Genomic DNA, 25,468 nt, shown 5'->3' on the forward strand with positions numbered 1-25,468 from the left:
CCCGCGCGAGGTGGGTCCGCGGTCACTGCGATCGACGCTCGGTCAGGCCGCCGCAACCGTCGGCGACATCGGGCTGCGCTCGGCCTCGGCCATCACTCCGTGCACCGAAGGGTCGTAGACGTCCTTCCGGGGTCGTTCCGCAGGCTCCACTCCGTCGTCGCGGCGAATTGCCACCTCGCAGCGCCGCGCCAGGTCGCGTCGATCGCCGCCGGGTGCCTCCGGGGCCGTGAACTCCACCTCGGCACGTACTCCTCGGAGTCGAAAGATACGCCCGATGGACGCGCCGATCGTTTCGTCGCCCACGAAGCAGGTGGCGGTGGTCTGCTCGCCGGTCCGGTCGAGGTAGCGCAGCCGAATCGGCTGCACCCAGGTCTCCGAGTCGATCGCGGCCTGCAGCAACGCCGGCCGAAGCGATCCGTATGCACGACCACACCAGGTGGTGGCCTCGGGGAAGACGACGACCGAACCACCGGCGCGGACGCGGTCGGCCACCTGATCGACGACGTCGGGGAGCTGATGCAATCGAGCTCGATCGATCGGGAGCACCTTCATGGCGCGCGCAAGGCGGCCGAGCACCGGCCAGTCGATCAGGTCGGCACGCGCGACGAACGTCGACGGCCGAACCGCGGTGAGTACCACGACGTCGGTCCAGGAGATGTGACCGGCGACGTGCAGGGCACCCGCAGCGGTTCGGGAGCGTTCCCGCTCGGACCGGGCGTCGAGCACGGTCAGATCGATGCCGATGGCGAACAGCAGTGTGCGAGCACCGATCCGCGTCAGCGAACGGCGAACCCGCGGGAAAGGAACCCCGAGGACGACCAACACCGGCAGCAACCCGAACGCCAGCAGTGCCAGCACGACACGGAGCACGAGCACGATGCGTCCGACCGTCGGTGGGTTCTTCGGCAGACAGCCGTCGCTGCACGGCGAGGACGGCAGCCACGCGTGAGCGTGCGCGATGGACTGCGTCATCGGACACCCGACTCGAACGTTGTTGCGGCCGAGCGCAATCGGTCGAGGTAACGAGTGTTGGCCTCGTGCAGGCCGAGTAGGGCGACGAAATCTGCGACACCGAATTCGGGATCGTGTGCGGGCTCACCGCAGATGGAGGCGCCGAGTCGGAGATAGCCGTTCATCAACGGCGGCATCGACGTTCGTTGCGCGGGTTCGATGTCGACCAGATCGACGCCGTCGACGACGACCGGAGCATACGGCCGGACCCTCCGGTCGATCGGCGTAGCGTGCTTGTCCAACAGGCGGTCTCGAACACTGCGAACGTTGGCCCCGATCGGGTCCGCGGGTGCCGACTGCATGGGCACCGACACGCAGCCCATCACCCACTCGTATCCTGTCACATCGAGGTAGTGCAGAATTCCGGCCCACATCAGCCCGAGCACGGAGCCGGATCGATGATCGGGATGAACTGCTGCCCTGCCCATTTCGACGATATTCATGCCGACTGGATCGAGTGCGGAGATATCGAATTCGGTTGCGGTGTAGTACCCGCCGGCAGACACGGCGGCCTGCGGCGGCAACATGCGATAGCAGCCGACGAACGTGTCGGTCCACGTGTCACGAACGAGCAGGTGGTCGCAGAATTCGTCGAACCGATCGGCGTCGAGGCCGTCGGTGTCGGTGGGAATGGAAAAGCCCGGCTCGGACGCGAACACCTCGTAGCGCAGACGCTGCGCCGCGAGTCGATGCTCCGGGTCGGTGGACAACACCAGCGAGTAGCGGTCGGTGGCCGGGACGATCGAGGCAGTGGAGCTCATGACGGAAGTGGTCATGAGGTGTGTCTAACGAGCCAGGAAGACTACCGGGCGTCGACGGGGGAACGTGTCGGAAGAGTTTGCATGAACAAGGTTGCCCGCCTCACGGGAGAAGGCCCCCACCGTCGACGCGGTGAGGGCCTTCTCGCAGAACAGCGACTGTGGCTATCCCTTGTGCTTCTTCACTGCATCGGTCAGCTGCGGTGCGACGTTGAAGAGGTCACCGACGATGCCGTAATCGGCGATCTCGAAGATGGGCGCTTCCTCGTCCTTGTTGACCGCGACGATCGTCTTCGAGGTCTGCATGCCTGCACGGTGCTGGATGGCTCCGGAGATGCCCAGTGCCACGTACAGCTGCGGGGAGACGGTCTTGCCCGTCTGGCCCACCTGGAACTGGCCCGGGTAGTAGCCGGAGTCCACGGCAGCGCGCGAGGCACCCACTGCGGCACCCAACGAGTCGGCGAGGTCCTCGACGACGGTGAACTTGTCGGCGCTGCCGACACCACGTCCGCCGGAGACGACGACCGATGCCTCGGTGAGCTCCGGACGGTCGCCGCCGACGATCGGATCACGCGAGGTGACCTTGACGGCCCCCTCTTCCTGCGCGGGGACCTCGACGGTTTCGCGGGTGCCCGCACCGGCCTTCGGCTCGGCCTCGACCGCACCGGGGCGCAGCGAGATGACCGGGACGTCGCCGTTGGCCTTGGCCTCGACGGTGAACGCGCCACCGAAGATGGAGTAGACGGCACTGCCGTCGCCGTTGATCGCGACGACATCGTTGTGGTAGCCCGAGCCGAGGCGTGCTGCGAGTCGGCCCGCAACTTCCTTGCCCTCGATCGTGGCCGCGGTGATGATCGCTGCCGGCGAGACCGACTCCGCGAGGGCCGACAGCACGTCGACCTTCGGGGTGACGAGGAATCCGTCGACTGCGTCGGATTCGGCGGCGTAGATCTTCTCGGCACCGGCTTCGGTCAGCGCGTCGGCGACCTTGTCGGTGGTGCCGACCGGGCCGGTGACGACCGCGGACGGCTCACCCAGCGCGCGAGCAGCGGTGATCAGCTCGGTGCTGACCTTCTTCAGTGTTCCCTCGACGTGCTCCACGAGCACGAGTACTTCTGCCATGACTTGCTCCTCGTTTGTCTTCGATTGCTCGGTGGGGCGGGATCAGATGATCTTCTGGCCGACGAGGTAGGTGGCGATCTTGTCGCCGCCGTCGCCCTCGTCGGTGAGCCGCTCGCCTGCAGTCTTGGGAGGCTTCGGGGTGGACGAGGTGACTGTCGTGCCCGCGTTGTCGACGCCGACGATGCCGTCCTCGACACCGATGTCGGCGAGTGTGATGGTCTGCACCGTCTTCTTCTTCGCGGCCATGATTCCCTTGAACGACGGGAAGCGCGGCTCGTTGATCTTCTCGGTGACGCTCACGATGGCGGGCAACGTGGCCTCGAGGCCGAAGATGCCTTCGTCGGTCTCCCGCTCGCCGCTGACCTTGCCGTCGGCGACGGTGAGCTTGCGCAGCTGCGTCAGAGCCGGGATCTGGAGGTACTCGGCGATGATCGCGGGAACGGCACCGGTACGACCGTCGGTGGCCTCGTTGCCTGCGATGATGAGATCGGCCGGCTCGTCGTTCTCGAACGCGACGTTGCCCAGTGCTGCGGCCAAGGCGTATCCGGTCTGGATCGCGTCGGAGCCGTGCAGAGTGGGGTCGTTGAGGTGCACTGCGCTGTCCGCACCCATCGACAGAGCCTTGCGGATGGCGTCGGTGGCGCGATCGGGACCTGCGGACAGGACCTTCACCTCACCGCCCTGAGCTTCCTTGATGAGCAGTGCTTCTTCGACGGCCCGCTCGTTGATCTCGTCGAGGACGGCGTCGGCAGCCTCGCGATCGAGGGTGTAGTCACCGTCGGTGAGCTTGCGCTCGGACCACGTGTCTGGAACCTGCTTGATCAAAACAACGATGTTCGTCATGGGTCTGCGTCGACCTCCTGGTCATGTTCTGCTGATCGTGAGTGTTCTAACGGTTACTGCAGTTCTACGGTCTGGGACGAGGTTACCTCACCGTAGTTACTCGTGGGTAACTTGCCTCCCTGCCTGTCCGACCATACATCCGCGCCCCGACTGTTATGGAGACCACGTTGGCTTACCTCACCCGCGCCTCCACTAACCTTCCGTCGGTGAACGATTCATCGGCTCAGGCACCGGCACCGGAACCACTCCCCCTCACCGGGGAGCGCACGGTGCCCGGCATCGCCGAGGAGAACTACTGGTTCCGCCGACACGAGGTGGTCTACCGCGCTCTGGTCGAACGCTGCCGAGACCGCACCGTCCTCGAAGCCGGATCCGGAGAAGGCTACGGAGCCAACATGATTGCCGATGTCGCGGCGCATGTCCTCGGCCTCGACTACGACGCGTCCGCGGCCGAACACGTGCGCGTGCGCTACCCGAGGGTGACGATGCTGCGCGGCAACCTCGACCGTCTTCCCGTCGCCGATTCCTCGGTCGACGTCGTCGTCAACTTCCAGGTGATCGAGCACCTCTGGGACCAGGGCGCGTTTCTCGCCGAGGTGCACCGTGTCCTCAAGCCCGGCGGAACTCTGTTGATCAGCACGCCCAACCGCATCACGTTCTCCCCCGGCCGCGACACTCCGCTCAACCCCTTCCACACCCGCGAGCTCGACGCGGGCGAACTGACCGAGCTCCTGGTGGACGCCCGGCTGACCGTCGACGAACTGACCGGTGTCCGGCACGGACGCACACTGGCCGCTTTGGACGCCAAACACGGCGGTTCGTTCATCGACGCCCAGATCGAGCGAGCCCTGGCCGGCGAACCCTGGCCCGAGGAGCTCACCGCGGACGTCGCGGCGATCTCGATCGACGACTTCGACATCACCGCCGAAAACATCGACGCCAGCCTCGACCTGGTCGCCGTCGCCACCAAGAGCTCGAGCGCGGTGATCGGGTGACATCCGGTGCCACCGTGCCGGGCATGTTCTCCCTCGTGCTGCACTCCCACCTGCCGTGGCTGGCCAATCACGGGCGCTGGCCCGTCGGCGAGGAATGGCTCCATCAGTCATGGGCGGACTGCTACCTGCCGATCACCGCGGCTCTGGAGCGACTGGCCGACGATGGCCACACCAACGTGTTGTCGCTGGGGATCACCCCGGTGCTGGCCGCCCAGCTCGACGATCCGCACTGCCTGTCCGGGATGCACCACTGGCTCGGTAACTGGCAGCTACGGGCCCACGAGGCGACCGACCGAGATCTGTCGATTCGCGAGCACCAAGGTTCCGCCGCCGCGCTCGATCGGTTCGAGACCGAGTGGCGACACGGTGGGTCCGCCGTACTGCGGCCGCTGATCGACGCCGGGACCGTCGAACTGCTGGGCGGACCGCTGGCACACCCGTTCCAGCCGCTGCTCGATCCTCGACTCCGTGCATTCTCACTCCGGGAGGGCCTGCTCGATGCCCGCGCCCGGTGGGGTGCCACGCCCCGAGGCATCTGGGCGCCCGAGTGCGGTTTCACACCCGGGATGGAAACCGAGTACGCCGCGGCCGGGGTCTCGCACTTCATGGTCGACGGCCCCGCGATGCGCGGCGATACCTCCCTCGGCAGGCCGGTGTGGGACTCCGACGTGGTCGCGTTCGGACGCGACCTGCCGGTCAGCTACCGCGTCTGGTCACCGAAATCGGGCTATCCCGGCCACGGTGCCTATCGGGACTTCCACACCTACGATCACGACACCGGCCTCAAGCCTGCGCGCGTCACCGGCCGCACGGTCGCCTCGCACGACAAGGCACCCTACGACCCCGAGCGTGCCGCGGCGACGGTGGACCGCCACGTCGCCGACTTCGTCGATGTGGTGCGCAGGCGCCTGATCTCCGAATCCGAGCGAATCGGCCGCGACGCTCTGGTCGTGGCCGCATTCGACACCGAGCTGTTCGGGCACTGGTGGCACGAGGGCCCGCAGTGGGTGGAGAAGCTCATGCGCGCACTCCCGGCCGCCGGAATCACCGTCGGCACGCTGAACGACGCGCGCGAGCATGGGTACGTCGGTGCACCGCTCGAACTGCAGGATTCCTCGTGGGGATCGGGCAAGGACTGGCGGGTGTGGGCGGGCGACGACGTCGCCGACCTGGTGGCGCTGAACTCCGAGGTCTCCCGGACCGCTCTCGACGCCGTCGATATCGCACGGGAGAAACAGCGTCGCACCGGTGGGCCCGAACTGCGCAATCGGGTCAACGATCAGATACTGCGTGAGACACTGATGGCCGTAGCCAGCGACTGGGCGTTCATGGTCAGCAAGGATTCCGCCGCAGGTTATGCACGGGAGCGGGCGCACGTCCACGCGCACGCGCTGCGCGAGATCGCCGCCGCCGCCGCGAGCGAATTGCCTGCCCGGGCGAACGACTTGGCGCAGCAGTGGAACCGCGCGGACGGATTGTTCCCTGCATTGGACGCGCGCCGGCTGCCCGGTGCCCACGAGCGAAGAAGTGCAGGGGGGCCTCGATGAGGATTCTGATGGTGTCGTGGGAGTACCCACCCGTGGTGGTCGGCGGCCTGGGTCGGCACGTTCATCACCTGGCGACCGAGTTGGTCCGCTGCGGCCACGAAGTCGTCGTACTCTCGCGTCGACCCACCGGAACCGACGCCGCCACCCACCCGACGTCACACCACATCGAAGACGGTGTACTGGTGGTCGCCGTCGCCGAGGATCCGGCGCACTTCGTCTTCGGAGAGGACATGCTCGCGTGGACTCTCGCGATGGGCCATGCGATGGTGCGCGCCGGCGTCGCGCTGGGCAAACCGGGACTGGGCGAGGGCTGGCAGCCCGACGTCGTCCACGCTCACGACTGGCTGGTCGCGCACCCCGCGATCGCTCTGGCCGAGTTCTACGACGTGCCGCTGGTCTCGACCATTCACGCCACCGAGGCCGGAAGACACAGCGGCTGGATCTCCGGCCCCGTGAACCGTCAGGTGCATTCCATCGAGTGGTGGCTCGCCAACGATTCCGACGCGGTCATCACGTGCTCGTCGTCGATGAAGGACGAGGTCACCACCCTGTTCGGGGTATCCGAGTCGGCGGTGAAGGTGATTCGCAACGGAATCGACCGATCCACCTGGCACTTTCGGCGACGAGAGCCTCGATCGGAGCCGGCCAAGTTGCTCTACGTCGGCCGGCTCGAGTACGAGAAGGGCATCCAGGACGCCATCGCAGCCCTCCCGCGCATTCGACGAAGCCACCCGGGTACCACCCTGCACATCGCCGGCGAGGGAACGCAGTTCGCCTGGTTGGCAGGGTTGGCGCGCACCCACCGCGTCGCCCGAGCGGTGTCTTTCCTCGGCAATCTGGATCACGCCGAACTGCTCGGATGGCTGCACGGGGCCGACGCCATCGTCCTACCCAGTCGGTACGAGCCCTTCGGCATCATCGCTCTCGAGGCCGCGGCGGCGGGCACCCCGCTGGTCGCGTCGACCGCGGGTGGTCTCGGTGAGGCGATCGTCGACGGTGTGACCGGCCTGTCCTTCGCACCTGCCGACGTCGGCGGGCTGGCCGCGGCCGTTCGCACAGTTCTCGACAACGCCGACGCCACGCAGGAACGGGCCGTGGCCGCCCGCGAACGCCTCACCGTGGATTTCGACTGGAAGCACGTCGCCGAATCGACGGCCCAGGTCTATCTGGAAGCCAAGCGCAAAGTTCGACATCCGCTGGGCCGCCCACACATAGTCGAACGCGCTCTCCCCGGCCGTACCTGAGCCGGGGTCAGTTCTCCCGCGCCGCCTCGGCCTGTCCGAGAGCCTTCTTGCGAGCGATATCTTCCAGCGCGGCAATGTACTTCGCACGTTCGGCGGCACCGGCCTCCCAGGCGACCTTGCGATTGCGGACGACCTTGGCGGGCGCGCCGACGGCGATGCTGTAATCGGGGATCTCGCCCTTGACCACGGCATGGGCACCGAGCACGCAGCCACGCCCGATCCTGGTTTCGCGCAGAATCGTCACCTTGGCCGCGATCCACGTGTCCGGTCCGATTCGCACCGGCCCCTTGACGATTCCCTGATCCTTGATGGGCATGTTCACATCGTCCATCCGATGATCGAAATCGCAGATGTAGCACCAGTCGGCCACCAGCGTCGACGCTCCGATCTCGATGTCGAGGTAGGTGTTGACGACGTTGTCCTTGCCGAACACCACCTTGTCGCCGATCCGCAGCGAACCCTCGTGGCAGCGAATGGCATTGCCGTCGCCGATGTGAACCCACCGGCCGATCTCGAGCCGCGAGAGCTCGGGTGTGGAATGAATCTCGACGTTCTTGCCGAGAAACACCATGCCCTTGAGGATCACGTGCGGGTTGGCGAGCTTGAACTTCGCGAGGCGGTAGTACCGAACGAGGTACCAGGGCGTGTACGCCTTGTTGGCAAGCACCCAGTCGAGGGACGCGCGCGTGAGGAACCGCGCCTGTTCGGTGTCGCGTCGCCTCGACCCGCGCCAGCGTGTTCGCAGCGGCGCGTTCCACATACTCGTCATGGACGTTCACCCTAGTTTCTCGTTCGCCCCCTCTCTGCCGCCACCCTCGCGCGGGCTAGGGTTGCCTGTCGACTGTTGTTCGTCGGCGAGTCGAACAACAGCACGGCCCGGCACCATGTCGGGCACGGACTCGAAGCATGGGGAGCGATCGATGCGCGGCGTCAGGGCCAAGGGCAGGACCGGCAGAAGGGTCACTGCAGTAGCGGCAGCGTTGGCACTGGTGAGCGGCTGCGGCACCGACACGTCGGCCATCGAACCGCTGTCCCCCGATTCGTGGCCTGCGGCGCAGGCGAATTCCCACAACAGCGCTGCTACCGCAGTGTCGGTCGCAACTCCTCTGTCACTGGACTGGACGCGCCCCACCGGCGGCCCCGTGACCTCGCCGGTCTCCATCGGATCCACCGGTCAGATGTTCGTCACCGCTGCCACCGAATCCGGCTGCAACCTCTTCTCCTTCGAGATCGAGTCTGCGCGCAAGCGCTGGTGCAATCGCGTCGGGCCGTCCGTCGTCACCGCCACTCCTACCGTCGATTCGGCGATCAACGTCTACATCGGCGACGACGGCGGCATGAACTCGTACAACGACCACGGACAACTGCGGTGGCGCACACCGGTGTACGGAGTGCCCAAGTCCGCCCAGTTCCTCGGCGACGGCAGCGTGCTCTCGATCACCCAGATGGGCCAGGTCAGCGTGCTGGATTCGCAGAACGGGCAGCTTCGGGTGCCGATACTCGATCTGGTTCCGACGCCGAACTTCTTGACCGACCCGAACACCGATTTTCTTCCGGTCGACACCGGACTCGCGCAGTGCACCTCGGGTGAATCCGAATGCCCCGTGCCCGCTGCGCCGGCGGTCGACAGCGCGACCGGAACGATCTACCTGACGCTGTGGCGTCCGGGTTCGATTGCGCCACAGCTCGTTTCCCTGCAGTACGACCGCGACGGTTCGCCCGGACTCACCGAGCGTTGGTCCTCGGACCTGCTGCCCGCCGGAGTCGCGTCGAGTCCGGTGCTGTCCGAGGACGGATCGACGGTCTACCTGGCCGATGTCGACGGGAGGCTGACCGCGTTCGACTCGGCCGACGGTCGACAGAAGTGGACCGAGGGCACCGGGCTCGGCATCGGTGCCAGTCCCTCGATCGCCTCGGACGGCACGATCGTGCCGTCGGGCGGCGACGGCACTCTCGTCGGCTTGCGCGACAACGGTGATTCGGTCGAACGAGTGTGGGTGCGCGACGACGTCGAACAGGCAGGCAGCGCAGCGCAATCCGCCGACGGGCGTGGGCACACCGTCGTTCGTGAGGACGACGGACTCGCACTGTTCTCGTTCGATGCAGCGACCGGTGAGACGGTGGACGTGCAGCCCGTTCCCGACGTCGTCGGCACCACTGTCGGCACGTCCATCGGACCGGACGGCCAGGTCGTCACGGCGAGCTATCTCGGCGAGATCTTCACCTACACCGGCTGACCGACGGCACCGGGAGCGCAGACGAACGCCACCGCGGACCGATCGACTCGGGCGATCACCACCGAGAGTGCCACGGATCCGCGAAGTTTGAGCTTGGGACGCAGTATCGCGGGATCGACGTCGACTCCGCGGACCAGAATTTCCACCGAGCCGCAGTCCAACCGATTCAGTTGTTGCCGAAGCACTTTCTCCGAGAACTTCGCCTGCTCCAGAATGGGAAAGCCGCGCACCCCGGTGGGGATCGTGTCGCCGGTCAGATATGCGATCCTCGGATCGAGTTGCCACAGACCGAATCTGGCACCGTAGTGCCGAACCAGACCGGCCCGGACCACTGCGCCGTCGGGGTCGACGATGTAGCGCCCCGGCGGCCGAACCGGGATGTCGTCGGACTCGGCATCGGTCAGTTCCAGAACACTGCCGTCGGACCGGAGAACGGACGCGCGACGCCGAACACCGTTCTCGCTCAAACCTTCCGACCAGAGACAGGCCTCACGCACTCCCCCGTCGAGCGAGACCACCTCGATCTCGCCGGTCCAATCGACGGCGTCGAAATCCAGGCCGGGAGCACACTTGACGACCAGATCTCGGCCGCGATAGGCGTCGAACAGGTCCGGTAACGGAGGTTGTAGTGCTGCCGGATCGTGGCGTCGACGGCCGCCCGCTCGGCGTCCGGGATCGGCAACGACGACGGTTCCCCGAGTGATGGGTGTCAGTGCGTCGGCCCGCAGCACGGTGGCACCCAAGACGTTGTGTGCGGCCATGCGCAGCCGAATCGGGTCGAGATCGCTGCCTACTGCCACATCGGCCGTGCTGACCAGTGCGGCCAATTCGCTACCGATCGAACACGTGACGTCGTGCACCCGACGGCCGGCCAGCCGAGTCGCGCGTCTGCGTGCGACCATCGTCGGAGTCGCCTGCTGGACGGCCTCGTCGGTCACCAGCCAGTGATCGGAGTCGAGCAACTTCACTCGGGCCTTGCGCCGGACCGTCACGGTTTCGATCAGTGCACTCGCATGGTCGGGGAAGCGAGTGCGCACCCAGGCCGTGTCTCGCACCGACGTTCGAGCGCCGAGCTCGAGATCGTCGACCGCAGCAAGAGCACCGGCACCGGCCTCGCTTCGGAGGAAGTCGAGGTCGGTGCCGGTGAATTCGTAGCCCACTAGCGGACTCGAGCGCAGAGTCTGCGGCGGTCCGAGCCGATCAAGCGCGAGGAGCGGGCTTGGTGCCGGTGATCATCACGTTGTAGAACAGCCCGCGCGGTACGACGTGCTGCAACACGTTCTCGTCGACCCAACTGAGCGTCTTCCAGCCGCCGAAGGCGAACTTCGCCCAGTTCCAGCCCAATTTGCCCGCGGGAACTGCGGCCTCGAACGTGCGCACCGGCCACCCGAGCAGCGCGGCGGCGAACTCTTCGGTGTTCGCCTGCACGTGCTCGGCACCGGCCGACAACGCGATGTTCTCGAGATCGGAGGGATCGAACGTGTGCAGGTCGACGACGGCCTCGAGTGCAGCGGCGCGCGAGGACTCGTCGAGCTCTTCCTGCGGCTTGCGCCAGCTCGCCAGGAACGGCAGCTTGGTCACGCGAGTGGTCGTTTCCCAGGTGATGCGCCCGAGCCAGCGAGCGTAGAAGTTGCCGACTGTGGTCGGTTCGCCCGCGAAGACGAAGCGCCCGCCGGGCTTGAGTACGCGCAGCACCTCGCGCAGCGACTGCTCGACGTCCGGGATGTGGTGGAGCACAGCGTGCCCGACGACCAGATCGAAGGTGTTGTCCTCGTACGGGATGGTCTCTGCGTCGGCCACGCGCCCGTCCACATCGAGACCGAGGTGCTCGGCATTGCGCAGCGCAACCTTCACCATTCCCGGGGACAGGTCGGTGACAGAGCCCTTGTCGGCGATGCCCGCCTGCATCAGATTGAGCAGGAAGAAACCGGTTCCGCAGCCCAACTCCAAGGCGCGGCCGTACGGCAGCGCGGACTGCGCCGACGCGTCACCGGACACCGCCTGATCGAACCTGCCACGGGCATAGTCGATGCATCGCTCGTCGTAGGAGATCGACCACTTGTCGTCGTAGGTCTCGGCTTCCCAGTCGTGGTACAGAACCTGCGCCAGTTTGGTGTCCGACCGTGCAGCCTCGACCTGCTCGGCAGTGGCGTGGGGGTTCGGGGCTGGATCGACCTGGCGGTCACCGGCGTCGGCCGAGACCAAGGGCGTCACATTCGAGAGAGATCGATTGACACCGTCGTGGGGGCTTGCAGTCATCAGGCGAGCCTACTATCCGGTAGCTGTGGAACAACTTTTCTCTGTGGACGGCTGCCGAATCACCGTCCGGTGAAGGTCGCCTTGCCCGGGCCGTCGGCCACGAAGGACGTCATCCCGATGGTGCGATCCTCGGTGGCGAACAGGGCCGCGAACTGCTGAGCCTCGATGCGGAGTCCAGTGGTGAGGTCGACGTCGAGTCCCTGATCGATCGACGCTTTGGCCGCGGCGAGTGCCCGCGACGCGCCCGTGGTGAACTGCATCGCCCAGGCGCGGGCGGCGTTGTAGACCTCGTCCGGTGCTACCACCTCGTCCACCAATCCGATGCGCAGCGCTTCCTCGGCACCGACGAAGCGGCCGGTGAAGACCATGTCCTTCGCGCGGCTCGGGCCGACCAACCGAGCCAGCCGCTGCGTTCCGCCGCCGCCGGGGATGACACCGAGCAGCACCTCGGGAACGCCGAACTTCGCGTTGTCGCCGGCGATCCGACGGTCCGCACCCAGTGCGACCTCCAGCCCACCCCCGAGTGCGTATCCGGTCACGGCCGCAACCACGGGCTTGGGAATGGTGCTGAGCGAGCCGAGGGCGGACTGCAGATCTCCGGCGATCTCGGCCATCTCCGACGCGGACATGGCCACCATCTCCTTGATATCGGCACCGGCGGCGAAGACTTTCTCGCCGCCGTAGACGATGACTGCCTTGACCTCGGCATTCACCGTTGCCTGGCGGGCCGCTGCGCGGATTTCCTCCTGCACCTGCCGATTCAATGCATTCATCGGTGGGCGATCGAGGCGGATGGTGCCGATACCGTCGGATACTTCGAGATTCACGAACTCAGCCATGGGCCGAAAGGCTACCGGGCGTCGTGCCTGCGATCGGACCAGGGATGTCGCGTTCCGGCGTAATAGGCCTCGTCGCCGTCGAAGAGCACTCGTACGGTGCCGTCGTCGCGGGTCAGTACCGGGAGGACCGGGGTTATCTCGCGTTCGTCCGCGACGACCTCGGCGACGGTGTCGAATCGAGACAGGGCATCCAACTGGCTCCAGGTCGGCGGAAGCAGAATGGTGTGTCCCGAGCGCCAATCCGCCAGTGCCTCACCGGTCGAGCGCCAGCTGACCGACGCCGCCTCGCTGGTCTCACCGTCCGCATTCTGTCCCTCGGGCAGCACGGCGACGAAGAACCGGGTGTCGTACCGTCGCGCTTCGCCGACCGGAGTGATCCAGTGCGACCACGGCCGCAGCAGATCCGATCGCAGGACGAGGTCGTGTGCGGTGAGAAATTCGGCGAACGACAGCTCACGACGCTCGAGACGGCCCCGCTCCGCAGCGAACGGAGAAGTATCGGCAACCACGGAATCCGGCGTCGAGCCGGCCAACAGGATGCCGCACTCCTCGAACGTCTCGCGCGCCGCAGCACACACCAGGGCCTGCGCCTTGCCCTCGTCGGTTCCGAAGCGTTCGGCCCACCACGACGGCGGCGGACCTGCCCAGCGGACATCCGCTGCCGCGTCGGAGAGGTCGACGCCGCCACCGGGGAACACGGTCATTCCACCCGCGAACGCCATTCCGCCGACTCGTTCGAGAAGAAACACTTCGATCTCGGGACGTGAACGCCCGTCCCGAATCAAGATGACCGTCGAGGCATCACGCGCTGGGACGAGATCGGCAACACTCTTCGAGCTCATATCGGCAACGTACCGCTGCGCAGCGCGGCGGGACCCGGCGGTACGTCGCTAGCGTCGGTGTGCGCCGGCAGCGCGAGTGCGGCGGGCGAAGAACCGACCGTCCACGCGATCGAGTGCGATCGACTGACTGAACGCCTCGGTCAGATTCTCTGCCGTGACGACGTCGTCCACCAGGCCCTGCGCCACCACTCCGCCTTCCTTGAGCAGCAACGCGTGACTGAACCCCGGCGGGATCTCTTCCACGTGATGAGTGATCAGCACGGTGGCGGGGGAATCCGGGTCGGCGGCGATGTCGGCCAGCCGAGCCACCAATTCCTCGCGACCGCCGAGGTCGAGGCCCGCAGCAGGCTCGTCGAGCAGCAAAAGTTCGGGGTCGGTCATCAACGCACGCGCAATGAGAACCCTCTTGCGTTCGCCTTCCGAGAGGGTGCCGTACGTGCGAGATGCGAGATGCTCGGCACCGAGACTCTCGAGCATCTCCACAGCGCGTTCGGTGTCGACGGCGTCGTACTTCTCGCGCCACCGCCCCAGCACGGAGTATCCGGCGGAAACGACCAGATCGGACACGAGTTCGTCGGCCGGGATGCGATGGGCCAACGAGGACGACGACAACCCGATCCGCGGCCGAAGTTCGGCGACGTCCGCCTTGCCCATCACCTCACCGAGAACATGGGCGATACCCGACGTCGGATGGATCTCGGCCGCCGCGATGCGCAGCAACGACGTCTTTCCGGCACCGTTCGGGCCGAGGACGACCCAGCGTTCGTCCAGTTCCACCTTCCAGGTGACGGGCCCCACCAAGGTCACGCCGCCGCGGCGAACGACGACGTCGGTGAAATCTACGAGCAGGTCGGGATCCGGTTCAGACACGACGCCTATCTTCCCGCACATCGCCCCTGCATTCACGGCAGGATGTGCACGCGTGTCGCTCAATCACGATCTACCCGCCAGTGCCCACCGGACCGTGGACGAGGAATCAGGCTCCAATCCACCGGGAACACCGTTCCCCCTCGGTGCCACGGCGTTGTCGACTGGCACTCAATTTGCAGTCCACGCGCCCGAGGCCGAGGGCGTCGAAGTGTGCCTGATCGATCCGGAGGGCGGCGAACGGCGAGTAGAGCTGACCACCCGCACTTTCGGGGTTCGGCACGCATTCGTTCCCGGAGTCGAGCCGGGGGACAGATACGGCTTCCGCGCCCATGGTCGGTGGGATCCGCATTCCGGGCGTCGATTCAACGGTGCGAAAATTCTGCTCGACCCCTCCGCCCGTCGGATCAGCGGAGAATTCGGCGACCCGTCGGCTCTGTTGGCCTACGAGGACGATCCGTTCGGGGCACCGAGCAGTCGCGATTCGCTCGGGCACCTCCCCCTCGCCGTGGTGTGCGCACCGCTTGCTCGCGGCGGTCGACCGGCGCGCCCGTCCGTGCCCTGGGACCGAACCGTTCTCTACGAGCTGCACGTGGGGTCGTTCACTGCTCGTCATCCGGACGTACCCGACCATCTTCGCGGTACGTACCTGGGACTCGCGCAACCCGCGGTGCTCGAACATCTCGCTCGCATCGGCGTCACCTCGGTCGAGTTGCTGCCCGTACACACCACATTCACCGAACCCGGTGTACGCGCACGAGGCATGCGCAACCACTGGGGTTACTCGACGGGCGCGTACTTCGCTCCGGATCCGCGTTTCGCCGCTGTCCGCGGGGACGCGGTCGACGAATTTCGCACCATGGTCGACGCGTTGCACACCGCGGGAATCGAAGTGATTCTCGACGTCGTCTACAACCACACGTGCGAATCCGCAGTCGACGGCCCGTCGATCAGCTGGCGTGGACTCGACGCACCCGGTTACTACCTGCTCGACGGACGTGGCTCGGACGTCGATCTGACCGGCTGCGGCAACACTCTCGACTCCGCGTCGCCCGCGGTCGTGCGGATGGTGTGCGACAGCCTCCGATACTGGGTCGAGGACATGGGTGTGGACGGCTTCCGGTTCGACCTCGCCAGCACGCTCGGCCGGCCGGGCGGATGGCGATTCGATTCTCGCGCACCGCTGTTGACCGCCATTGCCACCGATCCGGTGCTGGCGCAACGGAAACTGATCGCGGAGCCGTGGGATGCCACCGGTGCCGGCTATCAGGTCGGCAACTTCGGAGTGGCGTGGTCGGAATGGAACGATCGTTACCGCGACACGGTACGAAACTTCTGGGCCGGCCACCATGGCGTCCGCGAACTCGCCTCGCGGCTGGCCGGTTCCGAAGATCTGTTCGCGAGCAGCGGCCGACTGCCGTGGGCGTCGATCAATTTCGTCACCGCGCACGACGGCTTCACCGCCCGCGATCTCGTGTCCTACGAGGGCAAGCACAACGAGGCCAACGGCGAGGAGAACAGAGACGGAACGGACAACAACTCGTCGGTCAATCACGGCATCGAGGGGCAGACCGACAACCCGTCGATACTGGACGCACGAGGACGCCATGTGCGCGCCCTACTGGCCACGCTCACGCTCTCCACCGGAACGCCGATGTTGCTCGCCGGCGACGAACTGGGACACAGCCAGGGCGGCAACAACAATGCCTACTGCGTTCCCGAGAATGCTCCGGTGGCCGACGCGTGGGCAATCGACTGGGACACCGCGGATCAGAACATGATTCGCTTCGTGGGCCGACTGCTCCGTGTCCGAGCGAGTGCTCCGACACTGCGTCAGCAGGAGTTCTTCACCGGGCGAGCGACGCCGACCGGTCGCCCCGATCTCGTCTGGTTCGATTCTGCCGGAGTCGAATTCGACACCGACCGATGGAACGACGATTCGGTGCGCACCATCCAGGCCTGGGTCGACGGTTCCGACGTCCGCTCCTATGCGTCCGACGGCGGGCAGGTCGAGGATGCCAGTTCGCTTCTCGTCCTGCATTCCGGCGGACCGGCCGAGATCACGTTGGCGTGCCCGAGTTGGTCGTCCACGCGATTCGTACCGGTGCTCGATTCCTCGTGCGTGGACGGAGTCCCGTCGAATACCACTGCGCTGGAGCCCGGTTCGACGATATCGGTGACCGGATCGACGGTCCTGGTACTGCGCAGCGCGGGCAGGTGAGTCATGAACAACTGTACGAGCGGACCGACTCCCAGCGCGTAGAGAATAGTCCCGAGACCCAGCGTTCCACCGAGCAACCACCCGGTGAGGACTACTGTCGACTCGATTCCGGTGCGGGTGAGCCGAATCGACCAACCGGTCCTCGCCACCAGGCCGGTCATCAACCCGTCCCGCGGACCCGGGCCCATGCCTGCACCGATGTACAGCGCGGTCGCGAACGCGTTGATCACGATTCCCGACACCATGGCCACCGTTCTGATCGGGAGCCCGTCGAGGTGCGGCAACATCGCCGACGTCGCGTCCACGGCAACGGCGATCACCACCACGTTGCTGACGGTGCCCAGGCCCGGACGCTGCCGCAGCGGGATCCACATCAGCAGCACCGCCACCCCCGTGATGGCGGTGATGGTCCCGAAGCTGAGCGAGAGGTGGCTTTCGAGGCCTTGGTGGAAAACATCCCACGGGTTGACGCCGAGCCCACCGGCGATCATCAAGGACATCGACGCCCCGTACAGCCAGAGCCCCACGTAGAGGGCGGCCAACCGAGCAGGAAGCCGACGACCGGCGAGGACACGCAGTGGTGAGGTCAACATCCTTCCAGTCTCGGGCCTACTGGATACCTTCGGCATAGCCAAAACTGAGACAGTGGACCCCGACCATCTCCGATCACGGGACCGCGATCACCGTCGTGGAGCCGGGTGCCACTTCGGTGAAGCCCGCATCCCGCACCGCCACGGCGCGGCCGACCCGAACGTCGTCCAGTGCTCGTCTCCACTGTTCCGGGCCCGCAGCTCGGACCGAACATGCGAAACCCGACGTCGCCCACTCGCGGCATTGCTCCGTGCTCATCGCACCGGCCAGCAGCATCGACGCGTGCCCCACCTGAGCCGCTGCCTTGCCCACGGTCATCGACAGGGAGGCGTCGATCCACAGCACGGGGCCGGGCGAGACCGAAGGTTCGTCCTCGGTCGGCACGTCCGTCCCCCCGATCTGCAGCCGCTTGATCCGCGGATCGAGATCACCGACTCGACCGGGCACGAAGGCGCGTGCCGACGCTCCCCCGACGTCGACCGTGACACCCGGAACTTCCTGCGCCGCACGCCACTGCGCACCGCGTGCGCGGCGGGCAACTTTTCGGATGCGAGCCGAAGTCCACTCGGTGAAGGCCTCGTGCCATGACGCGCCGACGCCCACTCGTGGGTCCAGGCACAGCGCAACGGTTGCTCTGGCCGCTGCCTCGAGCAACTCGCTCCGCAGCGGCGGATCGACTTTGGGGATGTGCAGGACCAACGGCATGGCCAGGACCTGCGAGGGATCTTCCGGATCTTCGGCCCCGCCGTACCCCCGAGCGAGCTCGGCGTGGCGCGAGGGGAACGTGTTGTCCGCAGAGAATTGCTCGGCCGTCACCTCGTGCGGTGAATCGCCGGACATGGGATCGCCGGTCATGGGATCGGGACGCGGCGGACTCCCCCGTCGACTGCGTCCGCAGCTTCGATCTCGTTCCGGGTCACGCCGAGGATGAACAGAACCGCGTCCAGATAGGGATGCGAGATGGCGGTGTCGGCAATCTCGCGCAACGCAGGCTTGGCGTTGAAAGCAACCCCGAGGCCCGCAGCAGTGAGCATGTCGATGTCGTTCGCGCCGTCGCCGACGGCCACGGTCTGCTCCATCGGCACTCCCGACAGTGCTGCGAACTCACGCAGAGCTGTCGCTTTGGCGGCGCGGTCGACCACCTCGCCGATGACCCGGCCGGTGAGCTTGCCGTCGACGATCTCCAGGGTGTTCGCCTTGACGTAGTCGAGTTCGAGTTCGTGAGCGAGTCCTTCGATGACCTGCCGAAACCCGCCGGATACGACTCCGCAGGCGAATCCTAGGCGGCGGAGGGTGCGGATGGTCGTCCGAGCTCCCGCGGTCAGCTCCAGGCTCTCGCCCACTTCGTCGATGACGGATTCGTCGAGTCCGGCCAACACGGCGACCCGCTGCTCGAGCGACTCGGCGAAGTCGATCTCACCGCGCATGGCAGCTTCGGTGACCGCACGTACCTCGTCCTCGCGCCCGGCGCGGGCAGCCAACATTTCGATGACCTCACCCTGAACCAGCGTCGAGTCGACATCGAACACGATGAGCCGTTTCGATCGACGCGCGATGCCGGCCCTCTCCACAGCGATGTCCACACCGATTCCTGCTGCGATGGCTGCCAGTCCCGCACGGAGCTGCAGATCGGCATCCGGTGAGCTGTCGGTTGCGGTCACTTGCAATTCGAGGCCCGTCACCGGGTAGTCGGCAATTCCTCGTATGGAGTCGATGTTCGCAGCCTGGCGCGCCAGCTCGCGTGAGATGGTGCTGAACGCTCGCGCGGTCACCGGTCGACCCAGAACCACGACGACGTGGGTCGCCAGGCTGCGGCCACCGTTCTGCGCAGCGCCGATTTCGACGTCCACGTGGACACCGACCGTCGCCATGGCGTCCTCCAGCTCCTCCTGCAAGGCTTCGGGATCGCGCGGACAGGTCAGCAGAACACCGAGGGTCAATCTGCCGCGAATGACCACCTGCTCCACGTCGACCAGGCTCACGTCGTGCCGAGACAGTGCGGCGAACAGCACCGATGTGACGCCCGGCTTGTCGGGTCCAGTCACCGTCACCAGCACTGTGGTGTCGCTCGAAGTCACCGAATCTCCCTTTCGCGCACGGCCAGCGGCCGGATAGGTCTTCGTGTCACCTGTCGTGGACGAGCGAGCCCGAACACGCCACGAGATTGTCGCAAGCGAAGAGCCCCACCCGGTAGCCGGGAGGGGCTCTCGCTGTGCTGTGGACTACTTGGGGTCCGGGTCTCCGGACCCTTCGTGATCGCTGGTGGCGATCGGAGCCCGGCGGGCCTGTTCGAGGACCGCGGTGGTCTTACCGCCGTGCGCTCCCGGCCCGACATGCGCTTCCGCGCGCATCCGTTCGACCATGTGCGGGTAGTGCAACTCGAACGCCGGACGCTCGGAACGGATCCGAGGCAGTTCGGTGAAGTTGTGTCGCGGCGGCGGGCACGAGGTTGCCCACTCCAGCGAGTTGCCGTAGCCCCACGGATCGTCGACGGTGACGACCTCGCCGTAGCGGTATGACTTGAACACGTTCCACACGAACGGCAGGGTCGAGGCACCGAGGATGAAGGCACCGATCGTGGAGATGATGTTCAACTCGGTGAACCCGTCCGAGGGAAGGTAGTCGGCGTAGCGACGCGGCATACCCTCGTTTCCGAGCCAGTGCTGCACCAGGAAGGTGGCGTGGAATCCGAAGAACGTCAGCCAGAAGTGCCACTTGCCCAGAGCCTCGTCCATCATCCGGCCCGTCATCTTCGGGAACCAGAAGTAGATGCCCGCGTATGTCGCGAACACCACGGTGCCGAACACGACGTAGTGGAAGTGGGCGACGACGAAGTAGGTGTCGGTGACCTGGAAGTCGATGGGCGGCGATGCCAGCAGAACACCGGTCAGTCCGCCGAAGACGAAGGTGATCAAGAACCCGATCGAGAACAGCATCGGCGTTTCCAGTGTCACCTGGCCTCGCCACATCGTGCCGACCCAGTTGAAGATCTTCACACCCGTCGGCACCGCGATCAGGAACGTCATGAAGGAGAAGAACGGCAGCAACACGGCACCCGTGGCGTACATGTGGTGCGCCCACACCGCGATCGAGAGCGCGGCGATCGCAATCGTCGCGTAGATGAGACCCGAGTAGCCGAAGATCGGCTTGCGGGAGAAGACCGGGAACACCTCGGACACGATGCCGAAGAACGGAAGCGCGATGATGTACACCTCGGGGTGACCGAAGAACCAGAACAGGTGCTGCCACAGCAGCACTCCACCGGTCGCCGGATCGAACAGGTGCGCACCCAGGTGGCGGTCGGCCGCCAGACCCAGCAGCGCTGCGGTCAACAGCGGGAACGCGAGCAGGATCAGGATGGACGTCACCAGGATGTTCCAGGTGAAGATCGGCATCCGGAACATCGTCATACCGGGGGCGCGCAGGCAGATCACGGTGGTGATCATGTTGACGCCACCGAGGATGGTGCCGAGACCGGCGACGGCGAGGCCCATGATCCACAGGTCCGCTCCCACACCGGGCGAATGCAGTGCCGAGGTGAGCGGGGTGTAGGCGGTCCAACCGAAGTCGGCAGCACCGCCGGGAGTGATGAAGCCAGCCGTGGTGATCAATGCACCGAACAGGTAGAGCCAGTACGAGAACGCGTTCAGTCGCGGGAACGCGACGTCGGGTGCGCCGATCTGCAGCGGCAGGATGTAGTTCGCAAATCCGAACACGATCGGCGTCGCGTACAGCAGCAGCATGATGGTGCCGTGCATGGTGAACAGCTGGTTGTACTGCTCGTTCGACAGGAACTGCATTCCCGGTACGGCCAACTCGGCGCGCATCAACAGCGCCATGAGTCCACCGACGAGGAAGAACGCGAACGATGTCGCGATGTACATGATTCCCAACACCTTGGGATCGGTCGTCGTCACTGCTTTGTGCAGGAACGACCCCTTCGGTCCCGTTCTCGGCGGGAACGGCCGAGCAGCATCCACCGCGGGAGCGGGTCTAGGCGCTAGGGCAGTCACAGATCCTCCTGATTGCGCGTCCGACCCCGAACCACAGGGCGACGTCATCTAGTCGTGCGCTCCTCGAATCGTAGACCGTCGGACCGACGCTTGCCGAACCGGTCCTACCGTGTGTCGTATTGGACCCGATCAAGCGTGCCCGAATCACGCGATCCGCCTGCGCTGTCGGCCTTTCCAGTACCCCCGGCAACGCTGCGAGCGTCGCCTGTTTCGAGGGCTCGACAGCGTCGGTTCCGGTGTTCTGCGGCGGCCGCCTTCCGATACTGTGTGAGACCACCCGACCCGTCGAAGGAAGTTCCGCGTTGCCACTCCACCCGCGAGTCCCCCGTTCGTGTGCGCCGCGCAGAATCGGCACCCTCGCCGCCGTCTGCCTGACCGGAGCTGTGGCTCTGGTCGGCTGCTCCGACTCCGAGGCACAGGACGACGCGTCCACCATCGTCCGCACGACGACGAACATCGCCGGTGCCGGTGTGGTCGGTAACAACCGGGACACCGTCGGCCTGTGCCCCGAACTCGCACCACTCGACCGAACCGGCGTCGAGGGCGACACCCGACCCGTGGGGCATGCCGAGGGCATAAGCACCATTCCGGCCGACCCGCAGCGCATCGTCGTGCTCGACGCCGCAGGCCTGGACGCGAGCTGCACGGTCGGAATCTGGGAGCGTGTCGTGGGGGCGGCCACGATCGACCCCGATTTTCGCGGCGACGGAGACCAGCCGCTGTACCTGGGCACCGGATTGGCGTCCGTCCCGTCCGTCGGCCCGGTCGGCGCACCCGACATCGATGCGATCGCCGCGCTCGACCCCGATCTGATTCTGGGAGCCGATTCTCTCGGATCCGATACCTACGACACCCTGACGGCCATCGCGCCGACGGTGTTCACCGCAACCGGGCAGGGATGGAAGGACACGTTCCTGCAGTCCGCCGCAGCGTTGGGTCGCGGCCAGTCGGGATTCGACGCACTCGCGGCGTTCTCCGCGGATGCCGAACGGGTCGGTCGTGAGATCGACGCATCTCAGACGCAGGCGTCGGTCCTCCGATTCGATGCGGACTCCATCGAGGTGGACGGACCGAACTCGTTCGCGGGCCAGGTGCTCGGCGAAGTCGGCGTCGGGCGGCCCCAGGCCCAACGCGACGGCACGTTCTCGGTCGAGTCGGACGACCTGTCTTCGGCGGAAGGCGACATCGTCTACGTGCGATTCGCGGGCCCCGACGGTGAGGCCTTCGGGCGCGAGGTGATGGACAGCGACGCATGGCATGCCCTCGGCTCGGTCACCGACGGCCGAGTCTTCGCCGTGAACGACACGGTGTGGTCGGGCAGCGGCGTCGTCGCCGCACGGGCCATCCTGGACGATCTGTCCGCTTCTCTGAACGCCTACGTCTCCTGACGCGATGCCCATTCCCGAGTTCGTCCGCGCCCTGCGCAGTGTCGTCGGCACGTCACCGCTGTGGCTGTCCGGCGTCAGCGCCGTCGTCCTCGACGACAACGGGCGCGTACTGCTGACCCTGCGCGCGGACAACAACACCTGGGCCGTCGTGTCCGGAATCCTCGAACCCGGCGAGGAGCCTGCACCGGCCGCCCTGCGCGAGATCGGCGAGGAGACCGGAGTGGACGCCACGATCGTGCGGCTGACAAGTGTCGACGTGACGGAGCCGATCACCTACCCCAACGGCGACGTCGCGCAGTACCTGGACATCACGTTCCTCGCTCGATACACCGGAGGTACCCCACACGTCGCCGACGACGAAAACCTCGACGTCGCCTGGTTCGCACTCGATGCCCTGCCGGAAAACCTCACGGCCACTTCGCGATTGCGAATCGAGAAGGCCATTGCCGGCGAGCCGTCGGCGTGGTTCCGGCGCTGACTCGCCCGCCGAACACGAGTGCCCGATGTCATCGATCCAGTGCTCGTCGATACTAAATGTGATATCACTTTAGTATCACCATCGAGAGGGAGGTTCTCATGTCTGCACCCGCAACCGTCGCCGAGAAGCCGACGGGCACCCCGACCACCACCATTGCCGAGCGGCCGGGATGGGACCTGCCCGGCTGGTCGATGCTCGGCATCGGCCTCGCACTGTTCCTCGGCGGAATCGCCGCGTTCGTGCTCGGGCTCGTGTTCACCGTGGTCGGACTCATCGTGGCCGGCGTCGTGCTGTTCGTGCTGTCGCTGCCCGCACTCATGGGTCTGACGCTGGTGCAACCGAATCAGGCTCGCGTTCTTCAGCTTCTCGGGAGTTCGTACAGCGGCACCCTGCGGACGCCGGGGCTGCGCTGGACCAATCCGTTGACGTATCGCAGGGCCATCTCGACGCGAATCCGGAATCACGAGACCGGACAATCGAAAGTCAACGACGCCGACGGCAATCCGATCGAGATCTCCGCCATCGTCGTCTGGCAGGTTGCCGATACTGCACTGGCATCGTTCCAGGTCGATGACTACGAGGAGTTCGTCGCCGTCCAGACCGAGTCGGCCGTCCGGCACATCGCCGGCAGCTACCCGTACGACGCCGAAGGGCGAATGTCGTTGCGGGAGAACGCCGACGAGATCACCGCCGCCATGTCGGAGGAGGTGCACGCGCGGGTTCGTTCGGCCGGTGTCGAGGTGATCGAAACCCGAATCAACCGTCTGGCCTATGCCCCGGAGATCGCCCAGGCCATGTTGCGGCGTCAGCAGGCAGGGGCGGTCATCGCGGCCCGTCAGCAGATCGTCGAAGGTGCCGTCGGAATGGTGGAGATGGCGCTCGGGAAGCTGGAGGAGAAGCACGTCGTCGAGCTCGACGAGGAGCGCAAGGCCACGATGGTGTCGAATCTGCTCGTGGTGCTGTGCAGCGACCGCGACACGCAACCTGTCGTCAACACCGGATCGCTGTATCAGTGAGCCATGGCAGTCGAACGTAAGAAGATTCTGCTGCGGTTGGACCCAGCGGTGCACGACGCCCTCGCCCGCTGGGCCTCCGACGAGCTGCGGAGCACCAACGCTCAGATCGAGTTCTTGTTGCGACGCGCCCTGAGCGAGAAGGGCCGAATGCCCAAGGACGCAGAGGACATTCGCGCGCCGGGACGCCCACCGAAAGAGTGAGTGTCCCGACGCGCGGACGAATCTCTAGAAGTCCCAGTCCTCGTCTTCGGTGTTGACGGCCTTGCCGATCACGTACGAGGAACCCGAACCGGAGAAGAAGTCGTGATTCTCGTCGGCGTTGGGTGAGAGCGCCGACAGGATCGCCGGGTTGACGTCCGTCTCGTCCTTGGGGAACAGGCCCTCGTAACCGAGGTTGTTCAGTGCTTTGTTGGCGTTGTAGCGCAGGAACTTCTTGACGTCCTCGGTCAGGCCGATCTCGTCGTAGAGGTCCTGGGTGTACTCGACCTCGTTGTCGTACAGCTCGAACAGCAACTCGAACGTGTAGTTTTTGAGCTCCTCGCGCTGCGCCTCGCTGACCTTCTCGAGACCCTTCTGGTACTTGTAGCCGATGTAGTACCCGTGCACGGCCTCGTCGCGAATGATCAACCGGATCAGGTCCGCGGTGTTGGTGAGCTTGGCCCGCGAGGACCAGTACATCGGCAGGTAGAAGCCGGAGTAGAACAGGAACGACTCGAGCAGCGTCGACGCGACCTTGCGCTTGAGCGGATCGTCACCGTGGTAGAAGCTCAGGACGATCTCGGCTTTGCGCTGGAGGTTGACGTTCTCCTCGGACCAGCGGAATGCATCGTCGATATCGCGGGTGGAGCTGAGGGTGGAGAAGATGGAACTGTAGCTCTTGGCGTGCACAGACTCCATGAACGCGATGTTGGTGTACACCGCCTCCTCGTGGGGAGTGATCGCGTCGGGAATGAGGCTGACGGCACCGACGGTGCCCTGGATGGTGTCGAGCAACGTCAGTCCGGTGAACACGCGCATCGTCAGCTGCTTCTCGACGGCGGTCAGGGTTGCCCACGACGGGATGTCGTTGGACACCGGCACCTTCTCGGGCAGCCAGAAATTACTGGTGAGACGCTCCCAGACTTCGGAGTCCTTGTCGTCCTGGACCCGATTCCAGTTGATCGCGGAGACGCGATCGATGAGCTTTACCATGGGTGC

Annotated in this window: 23 protein-coding genes and 1 pseudogene; 9 read left to right on the forward strand and 15 right to left on the reverse strand. The window is 65.9% G+C overall.

The features are described from left to right. Positions 1-42 precede the first annotated feature (42 nt). From AABD04_RS14565 to AABD04_RS14580, 4 genes are all read right to left on the reverse strand, one after another. Positions 43-972, reverse strand: coding sequence for a lysophospholipid acyltransferase family protein (locus AABD04_RS14565; RefSeq protein ID WP_243608042.1), 930 nt, complete (start codon positions 970-972; stop codon positions 43-45). Then, a complete protein-coding gene (locus AABD04_RS14570) occupies positions 969-1,787 on the reverse strand; it encodes a GNAT family N-acetyltransferase (RefSeq protein WP_335740813.1) in 819 nt (272 codons plus the stop codon). Before AABD04_RS14570 ends, AABD04_RS14565 begins: the two co-directional genes overlap by 4 nt. Positions 1,788-1,934: 147 nt before the next feature. Beyond that, entirely contained in the window at positions 1,935-2,891 is a 957-nt protein-coding gene (locus AABD04_RS14575) for an electron transfer flavoprotein subunit alpha/FixB family protein (protein ID WP_243593444.1), read from the reverse strand. 42 nt (positions 2,892-2,933) lie between these two features. Further along, positions 2,934-3,734 carry an electron transfer flavoprotein subunit beta/FixA family protein gene (locus AABD04_RS14580; protein WP_243593445.1) on the reverse strand — a complete coding sequence of 267 codons (801 nt, stop codon included), beginning with the start codon at positions 3,732-3,734 and terminating at the stop codon, positions 2,934-2,936. Between the two features lie 155 nt (positions 3,735-3,889). Between AABD04_RS14580 and AABD04_RS14585 the strand changes: the two genes are divergently transcribed. The 3 genes from AABD04_RS14585 to AABD04_RS14595 are packed head-to-tail and all read left to right on the forward strand — an operon-like array spanning position 3,890 to position 7,520. Beyond that, a complete protein-coding gene (locus tag AABD04_RS14585) occupies positions 3,890-4,729 on the forward strand; it encodes a class I SAM-dependent methyltransferase (protein WP_341441596.1) in 840 nt (279 codons plus the stop codon). 23 nt (positions 4,730-4,752) lie between these two features. Then, positions 4,753-6,276: a glycoside hydrolase family 57 protein gene (locus tag AABD04_RS14590; protein ID WP_341443060.1), complete on the forward strand. Its 1,524-nt coding sequence runs from the start codon at positions 4,753-4,755 to the stop codon at positions 6,274-6,276. Continuing rightward, on the forward strand, positions 6,273-7,520 hold the full coding sequence (locus tag AABD04_RS14595; RefSeq protein ID WP_341441597.1) for a glycosyltransferase family 4 protein: 1,248 nt from the start codon (positions 6,273-6,275) through the stop codon (positions 7,518-7,520). The genes AABD04_RS14590 and AABD04_RS14595 overlap by 4 nt, the downstream gene beginning before the upstream one ends. 7 nt (positions 7,521-7,527) lie before the next feature. Here AABD04_RS14595 and AABD04_RS14600 read toward each other — a convergent pair whose 3' ends face one another. After that, positions 7,528-8,289: an acyltransferase gene (locus AABD04_RS14600; protein WP_037189779.1), complete on the reverse strand. Its 762-nt coding sequence runs from the start codon at positions 8,287-8,289 to the stop codon at positions 7,528-7,530. A 151-nt stretch (positions 8,290-8,440) separates the two neighbouring features. Here AABD04_RS14600 and AABD04_RS14605 point away from each other — a divergent pair, with 151 nt between their 5' ends. Then, positions 8,441-9,757: an outer membrane protein assembly factor BamB family protein gene (locus AABD04_RS14605; protein ID WP_243608047.1), complete on the forward strand. Its 1,317-nt coding sequence runs from the start codon at positions 8,441-8,443 to the stop codon at positions 9,755-9,757. Here AABD04_RS14605 and AABD04_RS14610 read toward each other — a convergent pair. The 5 genes from AABD04_RS14610 to AABD04_RS14630 are packed head-to-tail and all read right to left on the reverse strand — an operon-like array spanning position 9,745 to position 14,588. Then, positions 9,745-10,917: a THUMP-like domain-containing protein gene (locus AABD04_RS14610; RefSeq protein WP_341441598.1), complete on the reverse strand. Its 1,173-nt coding sequence runs from the start codon at positions 10,915-10,917 to the stop codon at positions 9,745-9,747. The genes AABD04_RS14605 and AABD04_RS14610 overlap by 13 nt on opposite strands. A 40-nt stretch (positions 10,918-10,957) precedes the next feature. Next, entirely contained in the window at positions 10,958-12,016 is a 1,059-nt protein-coding gene (locus tag AABD04_RS14615; protein ID WP_243593451.1) for a class I SAM-dependent methyltransferase, read from the reverse strand. A gap of 59 nt (positions 12,017-12,075) precedes the next feature. After that, entirely contained in the window at positions 12,076-12,855 is a 780-nt protein-coding gene (locus AABD04_RS14620; RefSeq protein ID WP_341441599.1) for an enoyl-CoA hydratase/isomerase family protein, read from the reverse strand. Positions 12,856-12,866: 11 nt separating this feature from the next. Further along, positions 12,867-13,697 (reverse strand): NUDIX hydrolase, encoded by an 831-nt coding sequence (locus AABD04_RS14625; RefSeq protein ID WP_341441600.1) that lies wholly within the window; start codon positions 13,695-13,697, stop codon positions 12,867-12,869. 48 nt (positions 13,698-13,745) lie between these two features. After that, positions 13,746-14,588 carry an ABC transporter ATP-binding protein gene (locus AABD04_RS14630; RefSeq protein ID WP_243593454.1) on the reverse strand — a complete coding sequence of 281 codons (843 nt, stop codon included), beginning with the start codon at positions 14,586-14,588 and terminating at the stop codon, positions 13,746-13,748. Positions 14,589-14,661: 73 nt separating this feature from the next. Between AABD04_RS14630 and glgX the strand changes: the two genes are divergently transcribed. Next, a complete protein-coding gene (gene glgX, locus AABD04_RS14635) occupies positions 14,662-16,785 on the forward strand; it encodes a glycogen debranching protein GlgX (RefSeq protein WP_341443061.1) in 2,124 nt (707 codons plus the stop codon). Here glgX and yczE read toward each other — a convergent pair. From yczE to ctaD, 4 genes and pseudogenes are all read right to left on the reverse strand, one after another. Further along, a pseudogene (gene yczE / locus AABD04_RS25250) lies at positions 16,776-17,378 on the reverse strand (membrane protein YczE); the annotation flags it as partial. The gene glgX and the pseudogene yczE sit on opposite strands and share 10 nt — an antisense overlap. Before the next feature lie 73 nt (positions 17,379-17,451). After that, positions 17,452-18,231: a peptidyl-tRNA hydrolase gene (locus AABD04_RS14645; RefSeq protein WP_341441601.1), complete on the reverse strand. Its 780-nt coding sequence runs from the start codon at positions 18,229-18,231 to the stop codon at positions 17,452-17,454. Then, entirely contained in the window at positions 18,228-19,454 is a 1,227-nt protein-coding gene (gene serB / locus AABD04_RS14650; RefSeq protein ID WP_341441602.1) for a phosphoserine phosphatase SerB, read from the reverse strand. Before serB ends, AABD04_RS14645 begins: the two co-directional genes overlap by 4 nt. 144 nt (positions 19,455-19,598) lie before the next feature. Beyond that, a complete protein-coding gene (ctaD, locus tag AABD04_RS14655; RefSeq protein ID WP_243593457.1) occupies positions 19,599-21,389 on the reverse strand; it encodes an aa3-type cytochrome oxidase subunit I in 1,791 nt (596 codons plus the stop codon). A gap of 302 nt (positions 21,390-21,691) precedes the next feature. On the opposite strand from ctaD, the gene AABD04_RS14660 reads away from it, so the two are divergent. The 4 genes from AABD04_RS14660 (at position 21,692) to AABD04_RS14675 (ending at position 24,472) form a co-directional block, all read left to right on the forward strand. Continuing rightward, the gene (locus tag AABD04_RS14660) at positions 21,692-22,777 is read left to right on the forward strand and encodes an iron-siderophore ABC transporter substrate-binding protein (RefSeq protein ID WP_341441603.1); all 1,086 of its coding nucleotides are present in this window, start codon (positions 21,692-21,694) and stop codon (positions 22,775-22,777) included. A 4-nt stretch (positions 22,778-22,781) separates the two neighbouring features. Further along, on the forward strand, positions 22,782-23,255 hold the full coding sequence (locus AABD04_RS14665; protein WP_243608052.1) for an NUDIX hydrolase: 474 nt from the start codon (positions 22,782-22,784) through the stop codon (positions 23,253-23,255). Between the two features lie 98 nt (positions 23,256-23,353). Then, entirely contained in the window at positions 23,354-24,271 is a 918-nt protein-coding gene (locus tag AABD04_RS14670; RefSeq protein ID WP_341441604.1) for an SPFH domain-containing protein, read from the forward strand. Positions 24,272-24,274: 3 nt separating this feature from the next. Continuing rightward, positions 24,275-24,472, forward strand: coding sequence for a type II toxin-antitoxin system antitoxin (locus tag AABD04_RS14675; RefSeq protein WP_243593461.1), 198 nt, complete (start codon positions 24,275-24,277; stop codon positions 24,470-24,472). 24 nt (positions 24,473-24,496) lie between these two features. Here the strand turns inward: AABD04_RS14675 and nrdF are convergent, their stop codons facing one another. Further along, positions 24,497-25,462: a class 1b ribonucleoside-diphosphate reductase subunit beta gene (gene nrdF / locus AABD04_RS14680; RefSeq protein ID WP_341441605.1), complete on the reverse strand. Its 966-nt coding sequence runs from the start codon at positions 25,460-25,462 to the stop codon at positions 24,497-24,499. Positions 25,463-25,468 lie beyond the last annotated feature (6 nt).

Source organism: Rhodococcoides navarretei, assembly GCF_038069675.1.
GTDB lineage: Bacteria > Actinomycetota > Actinomycetes > Mycobacteriales > Mycobacteriaceae > Rhodococcoides > Rhodococcoides navarretei.